This window comes from Acinetobacter sp. 802_lipA (assembly GCF_058242885.1).
The window spans coordinates 237,936-263,392 of the sequence record NZ_JBZAYP010000001.1 but is presented as its reverse complement, the minus strand read 5'-3'; the positions used below and the strand labels follow the sequence as shown (position 1 = coordinate 263,392).

Annotated in this window: 26 protein-coding genes and 1 pseudogene; 13 read left to right on the top strand and 14 right to left on the bottom strand. The window is 36.4% G+C overall.

Features of this window, described 5'->3' with window-relative positions:
* Positions 1-3: 3 nt before the first annotated feature.
* Together AC4CU3_RS01310 and AC4CU3_RS01305 are read right to left on the bottom strand one after the other, a co-directional pair.
* A complete protein-coding gene (locus AC4CU3_RS01310) occupies positions 4-639 on the bottom strand; it encodes a LexA family protein (protein ID WP_010326904.1) in 636 nt (211 codons plus the stop codon).
* Between the two features lie 107 nt (positions 640-746).
* Entirely contained in the window at positions 747-1,397 is a 651-nt protein-coding gene (locus AC4CU3_RS01305) for an SOS response-associated peptidase family protein (protein ID WP_094149022.1), read from the bottom strand.
* Positions 1,398-1,612: 215 nt separating this feature from the next.
* Here AC4CU3_RS01305 and AC4CU3_RS01300 point away from each other — a divergent pair, with 215 nt between their 5' ends.
* The gene (locus AC4CU3_RS01300; protein ID WP_335998123.1) at positions 1,613-1,753 is read left to right on the top strand and encodes a hypothetical protein; all 141 of its coding nucleotides are present in this window, start codon (positions 1,613-1,615) and stop codon (positions 1,751-1,753) included.
* A 67-nt stretch (positions 1,754-1,820) separates the two neighbouring features.
* On the opposite strand, the gene AC4CU3_RS01295 is transcribed toward AC4CU3_RS01300, so the two are convergent.
* From AC4CU3_RS01295 to AC4CU3_RS01280, 4 genes are all read right to left on the bottom strand, one after another.
* Positions 1,821-3,899 carry a catalase gene (locus AC4CU3_RS01295; protein WP_131230069.1) on the bottom strand — a complete coding sequence of 693 codons (2,079 nt, stop codon included), beginning with the start codon at positions 3,897-3,899 and terminating at the stop codon, positions 1,821-1,823.
* 291 nt (positions 3,900-4,190) lie between these two features.
* Positions 4,191-4,874, bottom strand: a complete 684-nt coding sequence (locus AC4CU3_RS01290) for a DUF421 domain-containing protein (RefSeq protein ID WP_004986536.1) — start codon at positions 4,872-4,874, stop codon at positions 4,191-4,193.
* A 71-nt stretch (positions 4,875-4,945) separates the two neighbouring features.
* Entirely contained in the window at positions 4,946-5,242 is a 297-nt protein-coding gene (locus AC4CU3_RS01285) for a hypothetical protein (protein ID WP_004981674.1), read from the bottom strand.
* 107 nt (positions 5,243-5,349) lie between these two features.
* Positions 5,350-5,526: a hypothetical protein gene (locus AC4CU3_RS01280; protein ID WP_004986537.1), complete on the bottom strand. Its 177-nt coding sequence runs from the start codon at positions 5,524-5,526 to the stop codon at positions 5,350-5,352.
* 616 nt (positions 5,527-6,142) lie between these two features.
* Here AC4CU3_RS01280 and AC4CU3_RS01275 point away from each other — a divergent pair.
* Complete coding sequence (locus AC4CU3_RS01275) at positions 6,143-7,549, top strand: iron-containing redox enzyme family protein (RefSeq protein WP_058951822.1); 1,407 nt, start codon at positions 6,143-6,145, stop codon at positions 7,547-7,549.
* 200 nt (positions 7,550-7,749) lie between these two features.
* On the opposite strand, the gene AC4CU3_RS01270 is transcribed toward AC4CU3_RS01275, so the two are convergent.
* Positions 7,750-7,983 carry a DUF2171 domain-containing protein gene (locus tag AC4CU3_RS01270; RefSeq protein WP_004772208.1) on the bottom strand — a complete coding sequence of 78 codons (234 nt, stop codon included), beginning with the start codon at positions 7,981-7,983 and terminating at the stop codon, positions 7,750-7,752.
* A 263-nt stretch (positions 7,984-8,246) separates the two neighbouring features.
* Between AC4CU3_RS01270 and AC4CU3_RS01265 the strand changes: the two genes are divergently transcribed.
* From AC4CU3_RS01265 to AC4CU3_RS01245, 5 genes are all read left to right on the top strand, one after another.
* Positions 8,247-9,260: an acyl-CoA/acyl-ACP dehydrogenase gene (locus tag AC4CU3_RS01265; RefSeq protein ID WP_058951824.1), complete on the top strand. Its 1,014-nt coding sequence runs from the start codon at positions 8,247-8,249 to the stop codon at positions 9,258-9,260.
* Positions 9,248-10,024: a PIG-L deacetylase family protein gene (locus AC4CU3_RS01260; protein ID WP_335998132.1), complete on the top strand. Its 777-nt coding sequence runs from the start codon at positions 9,248-9,250 to the stop codon at positions 10,022-10,024. The genes AC4CU3_RS01265 and AC4CU3_RS01260 overlap by 13 nt, the downstream gene beginning before the upstream one ends.
* Positions 10,017-10,616, top strand: a complete 600-nt coding sequence (locus AC4CU3_RS01255; protein ID WP_004986550.1) for a class I SAM-dependent methyltransferase — start codon at positions 10,017-10,019, stop codon at positions 10,614-10,616. The genes AC4CU3_RS01260 and AC4CU3_RS01255 overlap by 8 nt, the downstream gene beginning before the upstream one ends.
* A complete protein-coding gene (locus AC4CU3_RS01250; protein WP_004986552.1) occupies positions 10,613-11,257 on the top strand; it encodes a glycosyltransferase family 2 protein in 645 nt (214 codons plus the stop codon). Before AC4CU3_RS01255 ends, AC4CU3_RS01250 begins: the two co-directional genes overlap by 4 nt.
* Before the next feature lie 383 nt (positions 11,258-11,640).
* Positions 11,641-12,831: an MFS transporter gene (locus AC4CU3_RS01245; protein ID WP_114392966.1), complete on the top strand. Its 1,191-nt coding sequence runs from the start codon at positions 11,641-11,643 to the stop codon at positions 12,829-12,831.
* Positions 12,832-12,892: 61 nt separating this feature from the next.
* On the opposite strand, the gene AC4CU3_RS01240 is transcribed toward AC4CU3_RS01245, so the two are convergent.
* Together AC4CU3_RS01240 and otsB are read right to left on the bottom strand one after the other, a co-directional pair.
* Complete coding sequence (locus AC4CU3_RS01240; protein ID WP_114392964.1) at positions 12,893-14,329, bottom strand: trehalose-6-phosphate synthase; 1,437 nt, start codon at positions 14,327-14,329, stop codon at positions 12,893-12,895.
* Positions 14,317-15,171 carry a trehalose-phosphatase gene (gene otsB, locus AC4CU3_RS01235; RefSeq protein ID WP_078424971.1) on the bottom strand — a complete coding sequence of 285 codons (855 nt, stop codon included), beginning with the start codon at positions 15,169-15,171 and terminating at the stop codon, positions 14,317-14,319. The genes AC4CU3_RS01240 and otsB overlap by 13 nt, the downstream gene beginning before the upstream one ends.
* A gap of 260 nt (positions 15,172-15,431) precedes the next feature.
* Here otsB and AC4CU3_RS01230 point away from each other — a divergent pair.
* Positions 15,432-15,536: pseudogene (locus AC4CU3_RS01230) on the top strand (IS5/IS1182 family transposase); the annotation flags it as partial.
* A gap of 78 nt (positions 15,537-15,614) precedes the next feature.
* Here the strand turns inward: AC4CU3_RS01230 and xseB are convergent.
* Both xseB and xseA read right to left on the bottom strand, forming a co-directional pair.
* On the bottom strand, positions 15,615-15,809 hold the full coding sequence (gene xseB, locus AC4CU3_RS01225) for an exodeoxyribonuclease VII small subunit (RefSeq protein ID WP_078424972.1): 195 nt from the start codon (positions 15,807-15,809) through the stop codon (positions 15,615-15,617).
* On the bottom strand, positions 15,802-17,064 hold the full coding sequence (gene xseA, locus AC4CU3_RS01220) for an exodeoxyribonuclease VII large subunit (protein ID WP_078424973.1): 1,263 nt from the start codon (positions 17,062-17,064) through the stop codon (positions 15,802-15,804). The genes xseB and xseA overlap by 8 nt, the downstream gene beginning before the upstream one ends.
* Positions 17,065-17,625: 561 nt before the next feature.
* Between xseA and AC4CU3_RS01215 the strand changes: the two genes are divergently transcribed.
* The 4 genes from AC4CU3_RS01215 to AC4CU3_RS01200 all read left to right on the top strand — a co-directional run bounded on the left by AC4CU3_RS01215 (position 17,626) and on the right by AC4CU3_RS01200 (position 19,709).
* Positions 17,626-17,853, top strand: coding sequence for a hypothetical protein (locus AC4CU3_RS01215; protein ID WP_004984985.1), 228 nt, complete (start codon positions 17,626-17,628; stop codon positions 17,851-17,853).
* A gap of 94 nt (positions 17,854-17,947) precedes the next feature.
* A complete protein-coding gene (locus tag AC4CU3_RS01210) occupies positions 17,948-18,217 on the top strand; it encodes a hypothetical protein (RefSeq protein WP_004984984.1) in 270 nt (89 codons plus the stop codon).
* A gap of 501 nt (positions 18,218-18,718) precedes the next feature.
* On the top strand, positions 18,719-18,940 hold the full coding sequence (locus AC4CU3_RS01205) for an acyl-CoA thioesterase (protein ID WP_078424974.1): 222 nt from the start codon (positions 18,719-18,721) through the stop codon (positions 18,938-18,940).
* A 535-nt stretch (positions 18,941-19,475) separates the two neighbouring features.
* Positions 19,476-19,709 carry a hypothetical protein gene (locus AC4CU3_RS01200; RefSeq protein WP_490737935.1) on the top strand — a complete coding sequence of 78 codons (234 nt, stop codon included), beginning with the start codon at positions 19,476-19,478 and terminating at the stop codon, positions 19,707-19,709.
* A gap of 39 nt (positions 19,710-19,748) precedes the next feature.
* Here the strand turns inward: AC4CU3_RS01200 and AC4CU3_RS01195 are convergent.
* The 3 genes from AC4CU3_RS01195 to AC4CU3_RS01185 form a co-directional block, all read right to left on the bottom strand.
* Positions 19,749-20,893, bottom strand: a protein-coding gene (locus AC4CU3_RS01195) for an IS3 family transposase (RefSeq protein ID WP_126624276.1) whose coding sequence is annotated in 2 segments (ribosomal slippage) — positions 19,749-20,629 and positions 20,629-20,893 — 1,146 coding nt in all. Because the reading frame shifts where the segments join, the coding sequence is not laid out codon by codon here.
* Positions 20,894-21,428: 535 nt separating this feature from the next.
* A complete protein-coding gene (locus AC4CU3_RS01190; RefSeq protein ID WP_212749328.1) occupies positions 21,429-21,590 on the bottom strand; it encodes a hypothetical protein in 162 nt (53 codons plus the stop codon).
* Between the two features lie 973 nt (positions 21,591-22,563).
* Positions 22,564-23,781 (bottom strand): tyrosine-type recombinase/integrase, encoded by a 1,218-nt coding sequence (locus tag AC4CU3_RS01185; RefSeq protein ID WP_078424976.1) that lies wholly within the window; start codon positions 23,779-23,781, stop codon positions 22,564-22,566.
* 386 nt (positions 23,782-24,167) lie between these two features.
* On the opposite strand from AC4CU3_RS01185, the gene icd reads away from it, so the two are divergent.
* Positions 24,168-25,421: an NADP-dependent isocitrate dehydrogenase gene (icd, locus tag AC4CU3_RS01180; protein ID WP_005401098.1), complete on the top strand. Its 1,254-nt coding sequence runs from the start codon at positions 24,168-24,170 to the stop codon at positions 25,419-25,421.
* Positions 25,422-25,457: the final 36 nt, after the last annotated feature.

The window sequence follows — 25,457 nt, the reverse complement described above, 5'->3', positions numbered from 1 at the left end:
TTCTTATTTGCTGGTCGAGCGTCTATAAAATTGCTTGAGGTTGAAAGTCACAACCCCTTGGATAGAGATAGACTGGCTGTCTTTAGGAATAATATGCTCGTAAGCTGGATTTTCAGCTCTCAGCCAAATAGGGGGAAGTTCATAGTCTTCATCCCCAAACATTTCTTTGATTTCTTGTTTTGACATCTTAGCGGTCATCATTAACCGCTTAAGTGTTATTTCACGCTCATCGATGAGGGCTAAAACGATATCTCTATGCTGTGCTGTAATGCTCTTATCGACCAAGAAAGGGTCATCGATTTCAAAACCAGCGTAAAGCATAGACTCACTATCAACCCGTCCCATAAAAGTGGATATGGGGTTGAAGATAAGAAAGTCATTTAAGTCGATCGACTTATCGATATGGTCTTTGGTACCAAAAGCAGGACCAGCTGAAAAACGTTCCAGTGCAGACGGAATTTCGAGGCGGGTTTTGACTGAAATTTCTTTAAGATCAAACTTAGAGCCTAGCTCATGCTTTTTTTGTATTTTTTCAAAGACAGCATTGACTGTAGGACTAGGAGCACCATCGGGACCCATGAGTGTTTGAAGGAATGACCAGACGTCATCCGAGAAATAGATCGGTAGTTTCTTTGACATGTTTGACTCCTACGCTACGAGGCGTGTTTGGAACTGAACTCTTTTTTTAGAATAGTCTGCGCTGAATTAAATTTCAAATTTAAAAGCTGTGGATAATCAAGGCACCTTCAAATTAAATTAGGTTGAGCACCATTTTCGGATAAGTGGGATTTAGGGAAGGTGATGTACTCATCCTGCATTTCAAAGAAGAACTCATGCGCCTCTTTAAAGCTGCAATTCAGCCATTCTTCGCGGTATTCGTCAGGGATTACGATGATCGAGCGCTTCTCATCTTTAGGTTTATGGAATTGCTTCATAAAGGGGTGTTTATCGGCATTGATGGTGAGCATGCTCATTGATCGGATTTGCTCCCCATCGATGACAGCATTCTCGTATATGGCCGCCACAGTAAAGGGCATGCCATCCTCACGTGCAATCCCATACCAGTGAGATTTCCCGTCAATGTATTTAGGTTCAAAGATGGTTTCGACTGGAATCAAGCCAAACTGAGACTTATGCCAAGCTTCCCTAAAACTGGGTTTCTCAGCGACCGTCTCAGTCCGGGCATTGTATGTGTACTTGCCGAAATTCTTTTCCTTGGCCCATTTGGGAATCATTCCAAAATTAATTGATCTCCATTCGATCTTGCCGTCATTGGAAAAGATCAAAGGTGAAGGATAGTTCGGGAAAATGTCTTCAGGGAACTCCAACTGATCAGGCTCAGGGAGATCTAGGAGAAAAGCACGATTCTTTCTGATAGCTTCAAAGTCTGCGCACATAGACTTATCCCTTTTTATTCTTTGTAATCATCGCTCAAATAATAACCCAACTAAGAATAAAATGATTTCAAAACAATTTAGTATCGTCAACGCAGTGCTCACATAAGAATTTGCAGTATTAAACCTAAAAACAGTGAGTTTTACATATCTATAATTGATACTCAGCTCTACAAGTCATATTTATTTATATAAGCTATACTGGTGATGGAACCGACATGATTAATAAGCAAAATCCAGAATCAAAACCTCAAAAAGAATCAAACGATGACAAGGGTGATCAGAAAACCTATCAGAATCCAGATCCCCAAAAAAAACCAAATCAAGAACCTAAGAATCCACTTAAAGAGCAAAAGTAGATCAAAAAGCCCTCGTCGAGGGCTTTTTGAAATCAAATGCTTACACTACTTTTAAGCTCAAATAGATTCATGCTGGAATAGCTGCGACAACTTTTTCTCTATCCCACAAACGATGATTTTGAATAGCTTGTTTGAATTGATCTTGGATCTCTTTAAAATTTTGAGTAGAGAATAGAGCTGCATCCTTAGTGAGCTGAAACTCATCTATTAAAGCGCATTTATCACCCAGGAAAACAATAGGCTTGAGATGTTTATATGTCTCTAATACATAATGTTTAGAAACTCCATCAGCCTTAAATACTTCTAAATTATTCCCATCAATCACGATTACGGCATCATAAGTCACTGAAGGCTCGCCATTTTGTCTTCCATCTACTGGTATTTCATTGCCATCACTAGATTTAACAGGGGCTGCGTTCGGTGCTAAAGTTTCCACAATAGCTTTTTCTGCTTCAGCCCATATTTTAATATCATCTATTGATGACGCATTTACACCGTCATGAACGAGCAAGGCAATTTTTCGCTGTTTAATATCAGATGCAGGAAAAGATGAGGTACTTAATCTTTTCGAAGATGCAATTACGGGTTGGTGCAGACTATCTTGCTGTTTAGGGGGAGTTTTAATACCTAACTCTTTCGCAACATATTCAGCTAAGTCCAAGTCAATATTAGCTAAGACAGCGTAAACTACACGTCTGCGGATATCTTCCGATTTAACCTTAGATAATTCAAAAGAATATGCATCCTTAATATGCTGTTGTTCATATTTTTCCAAACTATGGTAGTGCATTGTGGCTTGCGAGAAATGATCAGCGAAACTTTCTGGTCGAACTCTTAGTTTGCTGCCTTGTACTTCTTCAGGATGTGTCTTGAAAGCACCACTGTCATTAGGTGATTCTCTTGGCCAATTTTCATCAACAGAATTAGGTTCATAATTTGCCTTTCCTTTATAAACTTCGTGATTAGCATAACCACCTCGTCTATTCGTATGAAAAGGACAAACGGGTTTGTTAATTGGAATTTGATTAAAATTTACCGTACCTAGTCTGTGTAAGTGAGTATCCGTATAGCTAAATAGCCGTCCTTGTAAAAGGGGATCGTTACTAAAATCTATACCTGAGACAATATTTGCAGGACTAAAAGCAACTTGTTCTGTTTCTGCGAAAAAATCATCTGTATTTTTGTTTAAAACAAATTTACCTAGTGGAGTAACTGGTACAAGTTCTTCTGGGATTAATTTTGTGGCATCTAAGACATCAAAGTCCCATTGTTTTGCATCTTCTTCAGAGAAAATTTGTGCGCCTAATTCCCATTCCGGGTAATTGCCACGCTCAATAGCATCCCACAGATCACGTCTGTGAAAATCGGGATCTTTGCCATTAATTTTTAGAGCTTCATCCCAGACGACTTGAGCTACCCCTTGCTTTGGAGTCCAATGGAATTTCACTAAGAATGCTTCATTATTCTTATTAATCAATCTAAATGTATGGACACCAAAACCTTGTATAGAGCGTAGATTTCTTGGAATTGCTCTATCAGACATTATCCAAGTAGTCATATGTGATGCTTCGGTGTTTAAAGAAATAAAATCCCAGAAAGTATCATGGGCAGATTGACCAGTTGGAACTTCATTGGCATCTTCTGGTTTTACTGCATGAACAAAGTCCGGAAATTTAATAGCATCCTGAATGAAGAAGACAGGGATATTATTCCCCACCAAATCATAATTTCCTTCTTCAGTATAAAATTTTATAGAAAAACCTCGTACATCTCGAACGACATCAGCCGAACCTCGCCCACCTTGAACTGTAGAAATACGGACAAAGATAGGAGTTCGATTATTTGTGTCCGTTAGGAACTTGGCTTTAGTCCATTTTTCATTACCTGTATAAGCTTGAAAGTAACCATGAGCACCGACCCCTCGAGCATGTACAACACGTTCTGGAATACGCTCACGATCAAAATGAATAAGTTTATCTCTTAGAAGAAAGTCCTCGAGAAGAGTAGGGCCTTTCTCATTAATTTTTAGACTATTTTGATTATCAGCTACGGGAACACCTAAAGAAGAGGTAAGGGTTTTACCTATAGGATCCACGTATGCTTCCTCAGAAAGTTGGTCGATTTTTGGTGTATTTGGTTCTTTCATATCACATTCTCTTATACATTTGCTTTATAACGTTTTGTGAAATTAAGTATTTGTTTTCACTTAAGTTAATGGCTTATTTGTTGACGGATATTGTGTGCTTATACAATTTAATTAGGTTATCTACAATCGAATATGAGTTTCTTGCAAGAAAACTCTTTTTTGGATCAAAGATACTCATATAAACTTTAAGTATTTATGCTTTGAGTAAGGTAAAGAAATGTGTATTTTTTGTTCGCTTAAACTATTCATTTTAAATAATATTGAAATAATCTAAGTCAAAACAAAAGCTTATTAATTTTGATATTCCTCGCAATACAAACAGGATTTAGCCCATTTTGTATTTTGACAGCGAGGGCATTCTTCATTTAAATGATTTAAACGTTGGGTTTGACCACACAACATACAAGAATAAAAGTGATCGACATTATGATGATCTGCGATTTGGTATTCATCGGGAAACAGAGGAAGGCCCCATTTTATATTTTCTTTAGAATATGGGATCACGCTTAGGCAGCCATCAGTCTCAAGCAGTGCTATTTTAACTTGTCCGAGATGCTCTATTTTTTTTTGGCGCATTTCAGCAAAGAATTCATCGTATGAATACTTTTCTTGCTTAATATCTTCAACAATCAGTAAACCATTTTTGACGATGTATATAGGTCGACCTTCCAATACGGTCTCAATAGCATCGGATTTCATCATTAAATAAGTTGTTAAGCGATATAAAGCCATAATTACTGCAAAAACGATGACAGCATGTATGATCGGAACTTCTTCATAGAACATAGCATCGCCAGCAGCAGATCCTAAACTAAGAATAATTGCGATTTCAAAGATGGAAAGTTGTCTAACACCACGTTTACCAGAAAATCTTAAAACTAAGATAATCAGGAAGTACATCAAGACACTACGAAGTACAATTTCTGCTGCAAAAGTAAATGTAGTATCAGCTAATAGTATTTTTATAAAGTCCATTTTACACCTATTTAATTATTATTTAGATGTGCTGATAATGAGCCTAAAAGGCTCATTATCATTATATTGGCTTACATTTTGTCCCATGCATCTTTAATCGCATGTTTGGCTTGTTCCCACTTTAAGCGTGATTCAGCCTTTAGTTCTTCCCATTTTACTTTTAGATCACTTTCTGAATCCTCAAATCGTGCATCAGTACCACGCTCATTTCGGGCATGCTGACCTAATTCATAGGCTGAACGAAGATCACGGTCATAATCTACATCAGGAAGTTCTCGTTGGATATCGCCGTAATATGGGCGGTTTGAATAATCTGTACGCCAATCATGCTTGATTGGGTTTTCGTCTTGATGGTCATTGATAGTCATAATGAACTCCAATTCTATCCAACTAAGAATTCAAAAAAAATTCATAGTTGGATTTAATTAATGAATGAGTTTAAGAATTTAATAATATTATTCAACATGAAAAACTATTATTTCTGTTGAGCGTGTTGGTCATTTTTCTGGTTTTGGTTCGGTTGTTTTTGCTGATTCGGATTTTTTTGTGGTTGGTCTGGTTGCTGTTGCTGTTGTTGCTGATCTGGCTTTTTTTGCGGTTGATTTGGCTGCTGCTGTTGCTGATTTTTCTGCTGTTGATTTTGATTAGTCATTTTACTGAACCTCATAAGATTAGAATTAATCTACATTAATTAATCAGTAGATTTATTATTAATATCATAATTTGTGTTTTAAAAAACATCAGAGGTGTTACATTTTAATTTTTGAGTTAAATTGTGTTTGTTTTAAAGGTTTAGGTGTTGATAATAAATGGAAATATATATTTTGTTTTTTACAAAAGGCTAACAATGTTAAATTTTATTCTTAATTCAGATTTATATCTTTTTGATTGGATTTGTGTTTGTAATTTATTGATTTTTTTGAATTTGAAAAAATAAAAATCTGTGTTGGATCAATGAAATAACGAAAGGAATAATAACGGTGCTTGTACTTTCAATAAATAAAGTTAAAAATTTTATAAATTAGATATAATGCTTTTTACTAATTTTAAACACCATAATTTTTTTAATTCCAATGAGTGTGATTTATATCACAGATTGTGAAATGTTTCTTTATTTCAAATATTATAATTATTTACTTAAATTTTTGTATTTTAAAATAAATAAACTAAAGGATTACATTTGTTAACGTTTCTTTTCAAAGTTGTTAATTAATTAAGTGCAAGTGTCAATTATGTTGGTATAAGTTATTTACCGCGAGAGAATTATAATGCCTACTGCAGTAAAAGAGAGAATTTTAAATTTAATAACCGATGCCCATCAGAAATATTTTGAAATAACACAATTTTTCTTAGATCCATCAGTGTCGCGTTCTGCAAAAGAGTTGAAAGCTTTTCATTTCCTAGAAAACGAAATACTTCATTTGGATAGTGATTTCTCTGATTTTCCTACTAATGTTGATCAATTGGCAGTCTGGATGCAGAAACAAAATAAAACACAATGCTTGCATTACAAAGAGTACTTAGAAAGGCGTGAAAATGGGAGTGCAAGGGAGTTTTTTGGAACTACAAGTAAAGCTTATGAGTTTTTATACAAAGTAGCACCGACCAAACGTGTAGACGGGGCTTGGCTTTATAGCTTTACACAGTACTGGAATGATCCAGCTTTTAGAGACTTTATACAGATATATGTTGAGGAGTTGGGGTTAGGTTCCAGTCAAAGTAACCATGTAAAACTTTTCAATAAATTACTTCTATCACTTGGTCTTCATCAATTTTCAATGAATTTGCCTGATGAATATTATCACCAGTCAGCAATACAATTAGCTTTAGCTTATGCTCCATCAGATTTTATACCCGAGATTGCAGGTTTTAATTTTGGATACGAACAACTACCACTTCATTTACTGATTACAAATTATGAACTTAAAGAGTTAGGTATTGATTCCAAATATTTTAACCTACACATTACAATTGATAACTTTGATAATGGGCATGCTCAATTAGCTACAAATGCGATTAAATGTTTAGCCAAACGCTACCCAAATCAATCCGAATTTATTCGTAAATTAAAGATAGGCTTTTTATTGAATAATCGGGGAGTTAGCTCAGTTCAAATAATAAAGAACCTAAATACTGAGCGAGTGGTTCTGGAAATTTTCAAGAGCAAAGCTTTGGTTGGAAAGCACATGCATAATGAGAAATGCAAGTTTAATAATAAGTCTGTAAATTCATGGCTATCAGAAGAAGATCAGGTTGAGGAATTCATTAGTGAGCTAATAAAAATAGGATGGATTAAGCTTAACGAAGATCCAGAACATAGCCGATTTTGGAAAATGATCAATGAAGAAGATGGGAAAATGTTTGGTGTTTTCTCTGCTGCAGAAAAAGCTTTTATTTATGATTGGATTGCGGGTGCTAATTTAAGTAGACGCATTAACCCAGTAAATACAGAATATATAAAAAACTTTATAGAACTAAATGATTTTAGTTATTTGTCAGAAAAAGAATTATCGCTGTTACAGCAGCAAATTCAGATATCTACAAATACTGGGCATAAAATTAGCAAATTGATGCCATATTTAGCTCCACATCAACATCACCAAGAGATTGGTTTATGGGCTACGCAAAAAGTAGTTGAGTATATTTTCCCATTCTTAGGCAGTAATTTTAAATAAGAGTAGGCTAACTTATTAATTTATACAGAATAGATGTAGTCTATGACAAATAGATTGCATCTAGCTATTTTTTACAAGTATGAAATCAAATACCTATGACTCAAACGGACATTGCGAAGGATTAGGGCTTTTTTGAAATTACTTACAAAGAAATAAAGAGTACGATCAAAGTCTAGCCGTACTCTTTATTTTACGATAATTTAAATAGCTTGCCATTGTTGCTTAACTTCTTCTGAATTTTTAATCAGAACTACTTTGTCATCTTTGACCTCACCAATCCATGCCGTTGGGATCAGATGATGCTGATCATTTTCATCACGCGTCAGTTTGAGTTGGCTATCACCTTCGAGATGATCAACTGTTCCGACTTTGGTACCACAAGAAGCAATTACATCTGAATGTTTTTTAATATCTTGAATATTTAAAGTACTCATTTCTTAAACCTCTTTTATAAACATTACAACACAGAAGCCTTTAAGCTACTGCTTATTTCATCATAATTGTTGGATTTTAAATAATCCTTACATGATGATTTTATAGATTCACATAAACCTGCTATTTAGTTAACAATGAAACAAAAGAAATAAATAGTTAAATAATTACGAATAATTATCTTTTCATTACAATTTATCTATTTAACTAAACAGATTATTTCAATTATTATTTAAATAAACTCATTTGAATTAAAATTTTAAGAATGAATAGAAAAATATTTATAAAAGGCTCAACTTTAGACATATTAAATCGCTTTGAGCAGTATTCAGCTGAAGAAAAGCTAAGTCAACGTCCGATTGTGTTGAAACAGTTGATTCATTCTGTTGGACGATTGCCTGAACCTGCTTCGGGACAAACCTATCAACGCTGGCAAATTTTTGCCCAGATAGCTGGCTTTGACCTAAGTTTAGGAAAGCTTTTTGAGTCCCATTTTGATGCTTTAAGTATTTTGCATGAACTCGGTTATCAACATGAAATCAATGAGGAGACATGGGCTGTTTGGGCTGCCGATGGTGGACCCGTGCCGTTACAGGTCGAAAATGGGCTTTGTCATGGAATTAAGCCGTGGTGTTCAGGCGCTGAATTTATTCATAAAGCATTAATCAGTTTTAAAGATCAACAGGGGCAATCTCAGCTCTGCATTATTGACCTCAACCAATCATTGATCACCATTGATCTGGCTCACTGGCAAGCTATAGGCATGAAGGGAACACAGACCGCAAGAGTCAATTTTCAGGGGATAGCAGTCAAACTCATTGGTCATCCCAATGACTACCTTGATCGGGTTGGTTTTTGGCATGGTGCTGCGGGTGTTGCAGCTTGCTGGTACGGTGCCGCGGTACGGTTAGTGGATGAGCTACAACAAAGTTGCCTTAAAACCCCTAATCCTTTTAAGAAAATGTATTTAGGGCGGTTGGTAACTCGACTTGCTGTAACCCGACAATATTTCCAATATATCGCGCAACTGATTGATAGCCAACCCAAGCTTAGCCATGAACGGGATGTACGGATCTTGCGTGCGCAGGCAGAACAAAGCTGTTTGGAGGTTATTGAAGGGGTAGGAAAAGCGCTTGGAGCACGGCCTTTTTGTGAACAAGCAACTTTTGCCAGCCTAATGGCTGATTTACCTGTATTTATTCGGCAAAGTCATGCGGCATTCGATGATGAGCAAATTGCTGAACGATGTTTACAGGAGCAAATATCATGGCAGCTCTAAAACATGCTTTAGTCGAAGATCGTATTATTGAAGGGCAAGGGACCTCCCGAGAACAATGGCTGCATGCATTTGAGCAGCAGCCGCTTTCTCTACTCAATTTTAAAAAATTTCAATCTAAAAGAATCTTGATTGTCGCACCCCATCCAGATGATGAGATACTGGGGTGTGGCGGCTTGATGCAACAATTAATTATGTTGAATTGTCAGTTGGTGATCGTTGCCGTCAGTAATGGGACACAAAGCCATCCACATTCAACCAAATACAGCCCAGATCAATTAGATCAAATTCGCCCACAAGAAAGCTTAGCGGCTTTACAGTGTCTAGATATTTCTGAATATGTTCAACGTATTGCATTAAATTTACCAGACGGGCAGATTCATTTGCACAGGGAACATCTGTGGCAAGAATTAGACAAGTTGGTTAAAGCGGAAGATATTTTAATTTGTAGCTATGCACTGGATGGGCATCCAGATCATGAAGCGGTAGGAAAAACTGTACAGGCATTTGCTCAAGCTCATGACATATCATATTTACACGTGCTGATCTGGGCTTGGCATTGGGCGCGACCACTAGATCCGCGTATCCACTGGCAAAAGGCTAGAGCTTACAACTTAACTCAGGCCCAATTAATCAAAAAACGTCAGGCCATCATGCAGTTTAAGAGTCAGATTGAAGCTGATGAAAGTACAGGCAATGCTGCGATTTTATCTCCAGCAATCATCGAACGTTTGTTAATGCCTTGGGAGGTTTATCTTTGTGAATGATTCTAGTCAATATTTCGAAGCCTTATATCATCACAATAATGACCCTTGGGGCTATGATTTACATTGGTATGAAGCTCGTAAAAGGCAGATTTGTTTGGCATTGCTTACTCAAGAGCGTTATTCATCAGTGTTGGAAATCGGCTGTTCCAATGGACATTTAAGTGTACATTTAGCCAAACGCGCTGATCAGCTTTTATGTCTAGATTTTTCTGAACATGCTGTTCATTGGGCCTCTAAACGTTTAGAGAGTTTGAAGCATGTGAGCGTTCAACACCAAAAAATTCCTGAATATTTTCCTGAACAGAAATTTGATCTGATTGTCATCAGTGAAGTGGCCTATTACTTATCACGCAATGAACTGCATGAACTGATCGATCAGCTCCAAGACAGTTTAACGCCACAAGGTGAAATCCTGTGTTGTCACTGGCGTCACGCCATTCAGGATTTTGAACTAGATGCTTCTCAAGTCCATCATCATTTAAAACAATCTTTGTTGTTCACTCATTATTTAAGTCTGAATGATCCAGATTTCATTATTGATATCTGGACGGTAAATCCTTCATCTTTGGCAAAACAACAGGGCTTAATATGAAAATAGGTATTGTTATCCCAGCCCATAATGAAGAACAGAATTTATCCGCTTGTTTGCAGTCAATTGAACAAGCTACACAGTATATAGGTCACGGTCAGGTCAAGATTCTAGTGGTTTTAGACAGTTGTACTGACCAGTCCCTCATGATTGTAAAGTCACATCAGATGAACTGGGTTGAATGTAATTTTGCTTGTGTGGGCAAGGCCAGAGACCTTGGTATTAGGCAGCTAATCGATCAAGGAGTTACATGGGTCGCTTGCACGGATGCTGATACAATTGTAGATCCAGATTGGTTACTATGCCAAATGCGACATCAGCCAACAGATGCCATTTGTGGTATCGTTATACTGGATGATCTTAGTCACTTATCAATACAACAACAGCAGAAATATCTGACGCATTATCAGGACATGATGGATCATCAACATATACATGGGGCGAATTTAAGCTTTAGTGCCGAAGCCTATATTCAGGCAGGAGGCTTTGAACCTATTCCTTGTCATGAGGATGTCTCATTAATTGAAAAATTTATTAAGCAATGTTGCAAAATCACTTGGAGCAATTTGGTTCGGGTCACCACTAGCAGTCGATTAAATGGACGTGCACCTGAAGGTTTATCGTACTTTTTAAAACATTTATAAAATTGACCTAATTCGAGAGAGAAAGTTAATCCACAGCTTTAGCGGGTGACATATATTATTCAGCTTTATAAATGAGCTATTTAATTCTGTCATCTTTACAAAATTTAAGTAAATTCATATCTTTGCCTAATTAAATTGAAAAGCTAAGAAGAAAAAGTGTTAAAAATAAATGCTTTAATTTTATTTGGATAAGTAATAATAAGTTATTGATATATATAAATTTTATTTTTGTAAAAAATACTGTTTTTAGATTGGTTTTGTGTATAATTTCGTCATAAAAGCCTCTGTGGATTTATAGAACTTCTCTATAGATTAGCAGGGGTTTTTCTATGGCGATTTATCCGAGATGGACGCTCTGAGTTAATTTGTGTGGATGGTATTAAATGATCCTTTTTTCCAGAACTGCTCTTATTGATCCTGAAATTCAATTAAGTGCTCAACGTCTTTCAACTCGTTTTAGCTTTTTCGGTCTGGGTTTCGCCACGGCTGCATGGGCGCCGCTGATTCCTTTTGCCCAGCAACGTTTACATTTTAATCATGCCGATTTTGGTTTGTTGCTATTATGCAGCGGCTTAGGTGCAATGCTAGCTATGCCTGCAACAGGTAAAATTGTTCAGCGTGTTGGTTGTCGTGTGCCGATCGGTTTCGCTTTACTCTTGCTTGCCGTTTTATTGCCAAGCCTAAGCTTATGGACCACGCCGTTAATGATGGCGATCACCTTATTCTTATTTGGTACAGCAGCAGGAAGTCTGGGCGTTGCACTCAATATTCAGGCCGTAGTGGTTGAGAAAAATAGCTTAAAATCATTGATGTCTGGCTTTCATGGTATGGCGAGTCTAGGCGGATTAGCTGGGGTACTGACGATTACTGCATTGCTTGCTTTAAGTATTTCGGCTGTTATGAGCGCATTTGCTGTGAGTTTACTGTTGGTAATTATTGTTTTTCTTTCAGTGCCATACAGCATAAAAGCTGTAGAAAATACCAGTCTTGAAGCATCTTCGAAAGTGAAAAAGTCGATACGCCAGCGCCTGCCACAACCTTTGATTATATTAATTGGTATTGCCTGCTTCATCATTTTCATGGTGGAAGGCGCGGCGATGGACTGGAGTGGTATTTATTTAACGCAACAATATGGAGTTAATACCGCTTTTGCGGGATTGGCGTATACCTTCTTCGCGATTGCCATGACCACAGGACGTTTTACGGGGCATTATCTGATCCGTTATTTTGGTGAAAAAAAGCTTTTAACCTATAGCGCGATTTGTGCAACTTTAGGTTTAGCTTTGGTCAGTATCGTGCCTTATTGGTGGCTGGTTTTAGTGGGTTATACACTGGTTGGGACAGGTTGTTCTAACATCGTCCCGATCATGTTTTCCCGTGCTGGACGTCAGACGGTGATGCCGAGCGCAGTTGCATTGTCTTGTGTTTCGACCATGGCTTATACGGGTATTCTGGTTGGACCGGCTTTCATTGGAATGGTGAGTGAGCTGATTGGCCTAAGTACAGTGTTTATGGCACTATCTGGTCTATTATTATTGATTGTGGCTTTAAATCGGTTTACTTATGTGAAATAAGTATCATAGTGAATTGAACTGGCAATATCTGGATACTGCCAGTTCCTTACAAATCGAAGTACTATAAATTTTGATAAATAGGGTTGACGTTACGTATTCCCAGGAATCTGAAATCCTGCATAGCGGTTTTGTTCTGTAAGTCGTTAAGAAATGCATTGCGCCAGTCATTAATATCAAAATCTTTTAAACCTTTCATTAGTTGTTTGTAGCGTGAAATACGTTCTTGTCGTGGCATTTCCAGTGCTGTTTTTAAAACATCGACCATTGCCGTTTTATCGGTAGGATCAACCAGTAGTGCTTCTGACATATGCTCTGCAGCACCTGCATATTTGGATAGAATAAGTACACCAGGATTTGATGGATTTTGCGCGGCAATATATTCTTTCGCGACCAGATTCATCCCGTCTCGTATTGAACTGATCCAGCACACATCGGCTTGACGATAGATTTGCATCAAATGATGATGTTTTATTGCATCATAAATACATTCCACGGGTTGCCACTCTTCCTTTGCAAATTCCTGATTAATCATCTCGATCTTAATCTTGAAACGCTCAAATAAACGTTGATAAGCTGGAACTTCCAAACGACATGGGCAAGCAATTTGTAAATGTTGAATATGCTGCTGATACTCAGGATATTTCTCTAAGAACTCTGCATAGGACAAAAAGCGTTCCAGTAAACCTTTTGAATAATCAATCCGATCTACGCCGATAATGGTTTTTGCAGCATTCAGCTCTACTGGGCGGGTAAGGAAGTCTTGTACATCAATAAACTTATGGGCCGCTTTTTGAATCGCTGTTGGATTTACACCAATTGGGTAGCATTTAATTATGGTTAAACGTTGATGGTAGCTTAACAAAGTTTGTTGAATTTTCTGTGCGTTCAATAAAGATGTGCATACTTGCATACACACTTTTTGATCTTTATCTGTTTGTAGACCCACCACATCGTATTGGCATAGATCCTCAATCAATTGTTGAGCACATGGAATTTTTTGCCAGATAAATAAAGGTGCAAAAGGAATGTGCAGGAAAAATCCAATTTTATTCTGCATACCGAGTTCACGGCAATATTTCGCCACACTTAAAAAATGATAATCATGAACCCAAATGGTATCGTCTGGATCTGCAATTTCGGCAAGTTTTTGAGCGAATAAAGAATTTACTTTTTGATATCCTTCGTATTCTGATGTTTTAAACTCAATCAGGTCTGAACGATAATGCATGGCAGGCCAAAGTGAATTGTTGGCAAACCCTGCATAATAATCTGAATATTGAGAATTTGTTAAAGGGCAGGTGACATAATCAACTTTATCCTTCCGAAAAATATTAAAATGTACTTCCTCTTGCTTATGAACTCGTTCGCCATTCCATCCGAGCCATATACCACCAATATCATCTAATGCATCTTGTATAGCGACTGCAAGCCCACCTGCGGTAGTTTTTTGCCCGTTGGGAATAGTGACTCGATTCGATAAAATAATTAATTTAGACATGTTTTCTCTCCATCTAAGTTGTTGTTACCCTTAAAATTGTTATCATGGTTTCGAATATGGTCTAAAAATAATTCTAAAAAATCATATACTTGCTTTGTGTCTTTAAGCTGGTATTTGGCATGGGTAAGCCCTTGACCGACTTTGATTGAGATGCCATCTTCCAACTGATTCACAAAATAAAAACCATCTTCGTCCGTAACGTCATCACCAATGAAAATTGGTGTGTAAACCTCATACTGGTTTAAATGAGCTAAAACTTCCTTGATTGCCAAGCCTTTATTGGCTTGAGCGGGTATTAATTCATAAACGAATTTCCCTTGAATTAATCTTAGGTTGGGGAATATCTTTTGAGCTTCTAACATTATTTTTTTTGCTATATCTTCGAGCTCTGGAGCTTTCCTATAATGCAACGCAATTGATGATTTCTTGTTTTCAATCAGTAAACTTGGATAGGCGATACATGCTCGAGCTAAAATTTTGTAAATATTTGAAATTTCTAAGAAACTCTTTGGTGTATGTAATTTTTTTTCATTTCCTATATATATTTCTAATCCATGCAATGCGGCAATTGGAAGATCAATGGATTCAAATAATTTACGTGCAGAATCAATATCTCGTCCAGTCACAGCTATAACAGGAATCTTCTTTGAAATAATTTGTCTTAAAATATTTAAAGTCTTAGTCGGAATATAACTATCGATAGGATTTAATTGAAAATCAGATAAAGTGCCATCTATATCTAAAAATAGACATGGCTTATTGTAATTTGAGCTAAGCTTATCTCTTAATAAAGAGTTCAAGTATTCTAATTGTGAAATTGATTTATCTATTATGTCTCTCAATTTTTAATATCTCATATTGCGATTATATTTTATTATAGATCGATATTTTTTTTATAATACTTAAGTTGTCAATAAGCAAACACAAGCAGAACGTAATTTACATTATTAATGCTTATAATACATCGTAAACCTTTCTTACATGTTTAATAAGAATTCATTTTTTATATTTATTATGGCTTTGTTACACAAAGATGTATAAGTTGAAGTCGCTTTATTGCATAAATTTCTTCTTGAATATTTTTCAACAATATAAATTCCAAATGAAGAAGCCTGTACCTAAAATCTATCGTACAGTGAATTGGTCCCCCAATAACCGAGCTTTAATAAATCGAGGAAATATCTCGATTGGTTTTGATCTTACAACTTAATGGTAGACTCCTCCCAAAGGCAAACATGGTTGAAATTAAACTTATTCGAACACATCCATCCAAATTATTAACTTATTATTCCTTAAATGTCTCATTCAAAGCTTGTTGTACAGCATCAACACGTGTTTTACAGGCTTTGTATGCCACCATAGACTCTTCAACGATTTTCATTAAATTGTCGATGTCTGGCTCTTCGTGTGACTCCAATAGCTCGGCATTCTTTTTAAGGACTCCATAGCCTTCCTTGAAAGAGAGTTCTTTTTTACTCATTACCAATTACCTTCGTTACATTTGCTTGAATGGTACCATCCTGTAATTCGACCTGGATGTTATCACCTGAAATCTGTTGAATAGAGCGAATAGCTTTCCCTTCACTACGAACTATTCCATAGCCTTTAGCCATCACGTTTCGCGGATTCTGGATTAGGGTTTCACGCATCAGCGATTCGACTTGATTCATTGCCAGTTTGATCTGTTGCTGGGCTAAGTAATGTAGGGTGCTTCGCATCAAATCTACGCTCTTATTTGCTTCATTAATTTGCCCATGCGCAAGCGTCTTAATCACTCTCATGTATTGATCATTTTGGCTTTGGTACGTCGTGATTTGATGTTGGGATAATAGCTTAATGGTTTGGAATGAATCTAAGACACCCTGAGTCCGTTCAGCGATAAGATTACGAATACCACCAATTACCTTACTTGGTGTGTCAAATGAACGGTTTGCAACTTCATCCAATATCGTACGGTCTTTCTCGTGACCAATACCGACCCAAATCGGAACGGTTCGTTTGGCCAACAATGCTGCCAGTTCGAAATCATTTAAATAGGCAAGGTCGTTCACAGCACCGCCACCACGGATAATCACGATGAGATCGGGTGGCGTATTGAAATCAGTAGCCCATTGTCTCAGACCATTACTTAGAGAAGTGATGATACTCTTTGCTGCCGTGTTCCCTTGAAATGTGGCTGAATAGTATTTGAAATGACATACACCAGATTTTTCTAAAGCATCAGCATCTTTTTTGAAGTCACCTAAACCTGCCGCATTCTCAGGAGCAATTACCAGGACATTCTGAATATCAAACGGAGTAGGAATGAGCTTATTTTTATTTAACAGACCTTCAGTGGTTAGTCTTTCTAATATTTGTTGATAACGCCGTGCAATGTCTCCAAGGGTATAGCTTGAATCAATATCTTCAACATTAACTGAAAAGCCATACTGTGGATCAAACTTGGCTCTGACTTTTACCAGGACATTTAAATCTTTTGAAAGCTCTACACCGCTTTCCCTTTCAAACTTAAGCACCATTTTCTGAGCTGTAAATTTCCAGATGGTTCCTTTACAACTCGCTATAACTTTGTCGGTACTTTCATCCTTTTCAGCTAACTCAAGATAGTAATGTCCGCCCTTAATATTTAGATTACGGATCTCAGCTTTCACCCATACAGGCTCATTGAAAGTAATTTGAATTACTTCCTGTACGGTTGATAGATAATCACTGAGAGAAAACTGAGGTTCAGACATTAGATCAATTATTTGAAGTGCTTAGATGAATAGTATTAAAGCAAAGCCAGAAGTGCAAATTGAGAATATGCTCACTTGACCCTGATCAAGGTATATGGCATATTTCTGCTATAGTGGACGTACATATGGAAATTCACTTAATTACCGTAAAAAGCTCATCATTTGATGGGATTTTTTGTTGCTAGATAATTTGGAATAAAATGTGAATGAGGTCTCAATATAAACCAAGTATATTAGTTGGTATTAAGTTCTCCATGATAGTTAATATCAGTTTATACCTGCACCTTCCCTAAGTTGCAGGTTTTTTTTCTTCATTTTTTATTCGATTAATGATTTAATTATTTTGTTGTAAATAAAAACAACGATTCCTTGTTTCGGCGCAAAAGACCAAGGGGAAAGCCTTACAGAAATGTAGGGCTTTTTTAATAGGAGCTTAACTTAAATCGTATTGGTATAAATTTTAATTTTTTATCAGATGCTTAGTCGATAAAGTGCGTTCAAATAATTGCGCTTTTTTGTTGTGATATATTTTAATCATTACTTACAACAAGAAGAATAGAAATGAATATTTATATCGGTGGTGATTTAGATGGCAGGGTAATAGTGCTTGATAAACCATGTTTTAATGCTAAAAAAGTAAACAAGACAAAAGCAGCAAACTACATTAAGCAAATGTATGTCATACATGGTGACGTCTATTATTTTTGGCGTGATGCTGAGCTTAAATTATTGGAAGTTACTCAACGTATAGAGATCTTACTGGCAAAGACTAAGCGAAAATCTATTTAACTGTCCCTGATAGTAAGTTTTTTATTGTCTTTATCCGTAAAAGAAATTAGTTTAAATTGAACCAATTGTTAAAATAATTATGAGAACGGAAAAAATGAATAGAAAATTTGAACTACATGTGATTAGCCAGATCTATGACTTTTTAGTTGAAAGAGAGGCGTTTACCTCACTAAACCTTGATCGGAAAGTTACGGAGTTTTTTCGGGAAGTACATGTAGGGCGAGAAGAAGATTTTACAATTCTTGAATCAAATAAAATCTCAGGAAACTTTGGTGAAGTTTCCTATATCAATTTATTGAATGTCCCTAATTTCAACGATAAAGATAAATTTCTGAAATGGGCACATAAAGCTTTAAATTTATAAGTTGTAATAAATCAGTGTAATTTAATAGGAATTGTTTCATTGTTTAACAAATTCAATTACATAAATAATAATGTGGTTACATTATGAACAGTAATTCATCATAAGGCGGTTAGATAAATACAAATCACAGTGATATGTTTGAATCAAAAGTTCTACATGGATGGAATTAAAGATGAAATTCTTAACTTTGGTGAGCATAGGTGCGGTAGCAAGTTTCTGTTTATTGTTAAAGAGTCACACTACTGAAAATTCATTTCATTCAAACTTCGATAAAGTTGTTCGAAATGCTGTCTTACAGGGATTCATATAAATATAGATGCCTAAGACATATACTTTTTAGGTACTTAAAGGAGGAATAAGATGATCAGATTATTAATGTGTATATTTGGCCTTCATGGAGCTAGAGAGATTGATTACACAAATGACCATAAAGAAATTTGTGTATGCCGAGAGTGCTTGAAGAAATTTAAAAGTCCTCATGATTAGGTATAATTTCTTTTTATGAAAAGACTGCCTAAAAAATCTGAGCATATAACCTCAAATTGGACAACCGAGCAGGATATTTTCTTAATTGAAAATAGTGTTATGGCGATTGAGGAGCTTATCAATCATCTGCCTTTTACTGAAGATGAAATTATTAAGCGCAAAGAGGTACTAGGTCTCACTAGAAGACATAGACAGATGCGTAAATTTTTTAAGCAATCCATCTTAAGAGAGTTCTAAGCCTCTATTTTTTTAAATGGATCAGACATAAAAGACCCTGTTCGATATCTATTATTCGCGGAGGTTTTTTCTCTCTTATGAAATGTTGTTATACAACTTTATACACTTAATCAACGTCACAGTTACTTTTATAAAACCTCTTACATGTCTATCCCTAGAATTTGTGATAATTGTTTGCATTTAGAGTCAAATGCATTCTTAATGACTAGAGCATTAAATAGAACAATAGAAGGAGATGGATATGACCTCGCAAGAAGTACTCGTATTTTCAGCCTCAGCATTTGGTCTCACATTACTCATTTATGAGTTTGGACAGATGTCAATGATGTTTAGTTAAACCACCTTCGGGTGGTTTTTTATTGCAAGATATAACTACATCACAATATGGATAGAATATGTAAACTGGTTAAATTTTAGTGTAATTGTGAATTTACAATATTTACTGGAAGTTTCATTTACGTAACAAACGAGTAATTAATTATTGATTATGTATTCACATAATAGTTTAGGTATGATTTATATAAAGGAAATTATCATGCCACAATATCTAGCTTTGGCTGAAAAAGTCATAAAAGACATTAAGGAAGAGGTTGGTATTGAAAGGGATCAAAAAGGCCTTTTCACATTGATAATCCTCAAAGTTAGAGAGTATACCCACTCAAGTAATTTAAAAGTTGATCATGAAATTTGTGCGACCATTTTTGATGATGAGAATAAAATTGACGGTATTAAAAGGTTGGATTTAACAGAGGTGGTCCCACATGTTTGAACAACTAAAAGCTTATTTATAAGTGATACTCTGCTCTAGTTAAGCTACCTTATTTTGTTGTGGTAGCTGGTCATAGTAAAACTCATCTGGAGTCATTTTGTCCAGACTCGAATGAGGTCGTTTCAAATTATAAAATTCAAAATATGCGTTTAATTGCTTCTTCGCATCCAAAACATTGCTGTAGGCTTTGAGATACACCTCTTCATATTTAACGCTCCGCCATAATCGTTCAACCATCACATTATCAACCCATCGACCTTTACCATCCATACTGATTTGAATGCCATTTGATTTCAATACATCAATAAATGCATCACTGGTAAACTGACTGCCTTGGTCTGTATTAAATATTTCAGGTCGACCATATTTTTCAATAGCTTCATTTAATGTTTCTATGCAAAATGTAACCTCCATACTAATCGATACTCTATGCGCAAGTACCTTGCGGCTATGCCAATCAATCACAGCACATAAATAAACAAAGCCTTTTGCCATAGGGATATACGTTATATCCGTAGACCACACTTGATTACTGCGCTGAATAGCCAATCCTTTGAGCAGATATGGATATTTGCGGTGAGCTTGATTAGCCTGGCTTAAATTTGGTTTGCAATATAACGCATTAATGCCCATTTTCTTCATTAAAGTACGTGTATGACGTCGTCCTATATGATGTCCTTGACGATTCAACAAATCACGCATCATACGGCTACCTGCAAAAGGGTATTGCATATGTAACTCATCCATACACCGCATCAGCTTCAGATCTGATGTACTCACAGGTTTTGGGCGATAGTAATAACAACCACGGGAGACTTTCAGCAGCTGAGCTTGCTTAGATACTGAAATCTGAAGTGAGTCATCGATTAACTTTTGTGGTTGAAGCGGCCCAGTTTCTTCAACACACCTTCTAAAAAATCAATTTCTAATGCCTGCTCACCGATTTTTGCATGTAGTTTTTTTAGATCGATGGGTGGTTCTGTTGGAGCTTTTGATTGATCGAAAGCTTGCGAGGAAGCTGAAATCAGTTGATTTTTCCAGTCGATAATTTGGTTTTGATGAACATCAAATTCAGCACTCAATTCAGCAAGTGTTTTTTCTGCTTTAATCGCAGCAAGTGCTACCTTAGCTTTAAAATCATTTGAATGATTTCTTCTTGGTCTACGTGCCATAAAATACTCCATATATTGATGTTTATAACATCATTTGGGGAGCAAAATATCACTTATAAGTGTTGTTCAAATTTCCTGATCCACCTCTTAACCCTAATTCCTCGAATCTCAAATGAAGATGAGTTTCTGTTATGGTTAGCAGGTTTCATACAACATATTACTATTGATGAGAGTAAGAAAGACCAGATTCCTTTATCCATTGTTATGAAACAAAGTAAAAAATCCAGCAAACATACTTTGTTAGATGATGTTAATTATGAGTATGAAATTTATAAGTATTTCAGAGAGCCATCTAAGGAAAAAATTACTGATGAATAATAAGTTCTAATAATAAAATAGAACTCATAATAATTATTTCTAGATATTTTAACCACCTTAGGGTGGTTTTTTAATAAGCGTACCATGTGTAAGCAGACGACTACTTCCAGAAAAACAAAAAGCGGCCACCCAACTGCTATCAGGCTGTGCAGCATATTCGATTTCGACAAAGGTACATGTCCTAGTTTGTGTGCAGTGTGTGAATTGAGAAAAAGGAGGTAAAACTGATTTATTGAATGACCGCAATCCAGTCAACGTCACACTTTTCACCATTTTTAAAAATTAACTGATTTGAGTATGAATATTTATCGTAAATCAAAATAGCTTCCTCTCCATAAATATATTCATAGCAATATTTAGTTTTAATAATTAGTTTTGCTTGGGTATCCATGTAGATGTTGCTGTCGTCTCTTTTAATGTAAACTTTATAGTATTCCGCATTCGCTAAGGTGGAAAATAGTGAGAGTGCGAAAGCCCCAGAGATTAAAAAGCTTTTCATATTTAGAGTTGTGTCCTAATTTTTTAAAGGATTATACATAAATCAATAAATTAGGGCCTAATTTTCTAATAACCTTAGCACCTTTCCACGTTGTTTTAATAAGGAGGAACTGGCAATCCCTCTAGTGTTAAACATTTTTGTTGTCAACCTAAACCTTTCTTTGACACCTTTCACAGCAAGCTGTAGCTTTTCATTTCGTTCTATCGATTCAACATTAGTAAGCAAGGCCAGGTTGTATGCAGCCTTGTTCTCGATACATATTAAAATCATACAGCACTTTTTAAACTAAATTCCTTCTTGAAACAGCTCATTCGAGTGCGATTTCCCATTAATGTATTGGGGTTCAAAGATGGTTTCGAAATGGATTAAACCAAATTGAGACTTGTGCCGAGCTTCTCTAAAACTGGGTTTCTCAGCAACCATCTCTGTCCAGGCATTATATGTGTACTTTCCAAAAATTTTTTCTTTTGCCCATTTGAGAATCATTCCAAAATCAACTGATATCTATTTGATCTTGACGTCATTGGAAAAGATCAAAGGTGAGGGGGAGTTCGGAAATATGTCTTTAGGGAATTCTAATTGATCTGGTTCAGGAAGGTCTAGCAAGAATGCGCGATTCTTTCTGATCGCTTCAAAGTTTGCGCACATGAGAGAAATATTCAGTAATATACAATTTTTTGATCGTTTACACCAAAGCCAGTATAAAACGCACTCCATCTTGAGACCGAGGGAGATATGTTAATTTTTTCTTTTTCGATTAGCTTTCCAAATAACTCCCAATCAATCACTAGAACCGATTTTACTTTCATTACTTATCTAGTGCATTAGGTAGTTAGTTGGGTGTTATATCTGATATTTTCATAATTCATGTGCTCCAGCTATCTACAATATTTGCCCAATCCTGAAGCATCTTTCTACGATCAGTCAAATATTTCGCATGGTTATATGAAGCGCGGGTCTTATTTACTTCGGCATGGGCTAGTTGTGTTTCAATCCAGTCAGTATTATAGCCAAGGCCATTTAATTCAGTTGAGGCTGTAGCCCTAAAGTCATGAGCTGTTACTTGATTTAAGCCAATATATGTAAGCATTTTGTTTAGAGTAGTTCTAGAGATCATGCAGTCTCTTTTTTGCGGGGAAGGGAATACATATTTTTGATCTTTAGTAAAAGCATATTGTTCATTCAAAATATTAAGTAATTGATTGGAAATGGGAACGATATGAACTCGATTTTTCTTCATTGTTCGTTCTTGCTTTAATCGTCTAGAGGCTTTAGGAAATTTGATAATCTTCTCTTCAAAATCTACAAAACTCCATTCCATTTTTCTTATTTCAACAGTCCTGAGCATAGAGTAAAGCATTGCCAAACATGCATTCTTAACGGTTGTAGAACCTCCATAACTATCAATATTTTGTCGTAGTGCATTCTTCTCATGCTTTTCAAGTGGTCGAGCATGTTCTACCTCAGGGGATTCAATGGCCTCCCTTACCGCGTATGTGGGATCGTTATCAGCGCGTAAAGTCACAATTGCATAGCGCATAACTAAACCAATGAATCTACGATTAAGGTTGGCAGCAGACTCACCAGTGCCATGCTTCCCTTGACTTAATACACGTTGAACAGTGTTCTTCATAATGGATAAGATATCTGCAGAGCTAACGTCATTGATTGGCTTATTGCCAATGGCTTTGTAGACATCCTTTTCCATAGAATTATTAAAACGGCCGATATAGTCCTCTGATTTGTACTTCATTCTCTCTTGAACATATTCTTGAGCAATGGCCTTAAATGTATTGTTAACAGCCAATTCTTTTTCAATTCTATCTTTTTTCTTTTCTTCAACAGGGTTCAAGCCTTTAGCAAGTTTAGCTTTAGCCTCGTCTTTAAGCTTACGAGCATCCTGAAGTGATACTGCAGGGTATTCGCCAAAACTAATAGTCCCTTCTTTTCCATGTAAGACAAATTTGAATCGCCAAATTTTTTTACCAGTCGGGCGCACTTCAATATATAAACGTTCAGCATCAAGTATTCGGTAAGATTTTTCTAGTGATTTTAAAGTTCTGACTTTTGCATCTGTGAGCATACGGGTATCTTGTTAATAGAAATATGTTACCCGTTAAGATACCCGTTTTTATTGAGGATTAAAATAGAATAAAAAAGACTAAAATAGAGTGTAAGTTTTGTTTTGTAAGGGTTTTAGTGGTTTTGATTAGATTGTAACGGATTGATACAGACTCATATTATCAGCATTATTCAGGATGACGATTTTCATAGTCAATAACTTCTGTAATTACATAAAATAAGAAATATCAAGATTTATTTAATAGAGAAATGTAGTTATTTCTCGTATAAATCTCAAAAACAGCGGAATTCGATTAAGCTATTATGCGATAAGAAGAGTGGAAAGTATTGTCTATCGGCAATTATTTTTTAAATTTGCCAATTATAATAAAAGGGAGCACCTGCAAAATGGGTTATCAGAAGATCATCGTTCCTGCGGATGGTAGTAAAATTACCGTAAACGCAGATTTATCATTAAATGTTCCAAATCAACCGATTATTCCTTTTATTGAAGGCGATGGTATTGGTGTCGACATTACACCAGCCATGAAAACTGTAGTAGATGCTGCAGTACAAAAAGCATATGGTGGTAAACGCTCGATTGAGTGGATGGAAGTCTACTGCGGTGAAAAAGCCAATAAAATTTATGGCTCTTATATGCCAGAAGAAACTTTTGATGCGCTACGCGAGTTTGTGGTTTCAATTAAAGGCCCCTTAACAACACCCGTCGGCGGGGGCATTCGTTCTTTGAACGTGGCGCTACGCCAAGAATTAGATTTGTATGTCTGTGTACGCCCTGTACGTTGGTTTGAAGGGGTACCATCACCTGTTCAGCACCCTGAACTGACTGACATGGTCATTTTCCGTGAAAACTCAGAAGATATTTATGCAGGAATTGAGTGGAAAGCCGATTCTCCCGAGGCAAAGAAAGTAATTAAGTTTCTCAAAGAAGAAATGGGCGTGACTAAAATCCGCTTTGAAGATAACTGTGGTATCGGGATTAAGCCTGTATCGAAAGAGGGAACGCAGCGTCTTGTGCGTAAAGCCATTCAATTTGCCATTGATAATGATAAGCCGAGTGTGACCTTGGTTCACAAAGGCAACATCATGAAATATACCGAAGGAGCGTTTAAAGAGTGGGGTTATGAACTTGCGATGGACCGTTTCGGTGGTGAGCTCATTGATGGCGGGCCATGGGTAAAAATTAAAAATCCAAAAAATGGTAAAGACATCATCATTAAAGATGTGATTGCCGATGCATTCTTGCAGCAGATTTTAATGCGTCCTGCGGACTATTCAGTGATTGCGACTTTAAACCTGAATGGTGACTATATTTCTGATGCACTGGCTGCAGAAGTTGGAGGGATTGGTATTGCGCCGGGTGCGAATATTGGTGGGGCGATTTCTGTTTATGAAGCCACGCACGGAACAGCGCCAAAATATGCCGGTCAAGATAAAGTCAATCCAGGCTCCATTATTCTTTCTGCTGAAATGATGCTACGGGATATGGGCTGGGTAGAGGCGGCAGATTTGATTATTAAAGGCATTTCAGGGGCAATTGAGGCGAAAACAGTCACTTATGATTTTGAGCGATTAATGCCGAATGCGACCTTATTGCGTTGTTCGGAGTTTGGTGAGGCTATTATTGCGAATATGGAATAAGCCTTAAGCTAAAAATGATAGAAACCCGCATATACT